Here is a 1,719-nt window from a genome sequence, read left to right on the forward strand (position 1 = left end):
AGCAACGCAGGAGCAGTTGCCGCGTAGGGCAGTCTATTCTCGGACAGCCTCCCGGATAGCACAAACCAGCCTGCAGGAATTACGAGGCAAAACCACAGCGGATGGCTGGCAACAGGTGGTCAGAGACCATATGCTGGCAGAGTTCGGGGAATGGCTTTGAGCCAATTACCTATGACCGGCAGAGCTGGTAGTGAGAATTGTCAAGGGACTGATCACCCATTTTAAAAACTCAGAAGCCAGGAAACCCGTGTTTACCAGACAGCACAATACCTTGTTTTTTACTTTGCCCCGGCCCTCGTCAGGGCATTTACGCAGGCGATGTTATTGCAGGATTTAGCGGCTTCCAGCGGGGTGGTGCCATCGGTCAGGGTGGGATTGAGGTTCGCCGTGCCCTCGATCAGGATTAACAGGCAGGTCAGGTTATCCCTGAAGGCAGCGATGTGAAGCGGGGTGGCTCCACCCGGGTCGGCAAGGTCGGGATCCGCTCCGGCAGTGAGCAGGAGGTGCAGGCAGTTGGCATTGCCCCTGATTGTAGCGATGATCAGCGCGGTGTAGCCATTGTTCAGGATGGCATTGAGGTTCGCCTTGCCCTCGATCAGGATTTTCAGGCATTCTACGTTACCTTCACTGGTTGCAATGTGTAGCGGGGTGCACCCGTTTTCGTTGGCAGCATTGGGATCTGCCTTCCAGGCGAGCAGGGCTTTGAGGCAAGCGGGATTGTTATACCGGGCAGCCTTGAACAGTGGGGTTTCCCGAAAGTTGTCCGCGGTGTTGGGGTTCGCCTCCGCATTGAGCAGGAGTTTCAGGCAGCCGATATCGCCCTTTTTGGCTGCATGGTGCACCGGGGTTAAGCCCTCAGCCGAGGCGGCATTGACATCCGCCCCTTTCTCGATCAGGGTCGTCACGCTGTCAATGTTACCTTGATGGGCAGCGATCATAAGCGGGGAGTTACCCTTCACTGTGGCAGCGTTGACATTCGCCCCGGCTCTGGCCAGGGCTTCCAGGCAGGCGATGTTATTATGGTGGGCAGCAATCCACAGCGGGGTGACACGATCGGTATTGGTGGTGGCATTGATCTTTGCCCCGGCGTTGATCAGGAACTCGGCAACTGCCCCGTGCCCGCCTTCACAGGCCAACATCAAAGCGGTGAAACCATGTCTCATGAAAGCATTCACGTTGACTCTCTGTGCCAGTGACTTCTTTACCTGTGCCAAATCTCCCTTGTGACAAGCATCAAAAAATACCCATTGATAGAAAGCGTCGTCTTTTTTCGCCCCGGCCGCGACCAGAGTCTGGCTGCAGCCGGTGTTTTCGAACCAGAAAGCGATGCACAGTGGTGTTGCACCATCCGAAGTCCGGGGGATGCCGGGGTTCGCCCCGGCATTGATCAGGGTTTGCAGACAGCCAATATTGCCCGCCTCGGCTGCCATGAACAGCGCGGTGGCACCATCCGAAGTCTTGGCAGCGTTGAGTTTTGCCCCTTTCTTGATCAGGCGCTCGACGACCTCCTTGTGCCCGTTCTCAGCTGCCTGCATCAAGGCAGTAGTACCATTCTCTAAAACCGCGACATTGACATCGACGCCGACTGCCAGTATTTTATCCACCGTTTCCAGGTCCCCCGCAGCACAGGCACAAAAAAAACTCCGCTCAGGGAAGCTCTTATCCGGATAAGATTCACTGGTGTCCTCATTCACCAAAGGCATCGGGTTTTGTCGGCAT

The 1,719-nt window shown here is 56.0% G+C and carries 1 protein-coding gene; it reads right to left on the bottom strand.

The features are described from left to right. Nucleotides 1-278: 278 nt before the first annotated feature. The coding region (locus tag KDK14_RS06925) for an ankyrin repeat domain-containing protein (protein ID WP_257264305.1) at nt 279-1,719 on the bottom strand (1,441 nt) is incomplete at its 5' end.

Source organism: Endozoicomonas sp. ONNA2, assembly GCF_024606365.1.
Taxonomy (GTDB): Bacteria; Pseudomonadota; Gammaproteobacteria; order Pseudomonadales; family Endozoicomonadaceae; genus Endozoicomonas.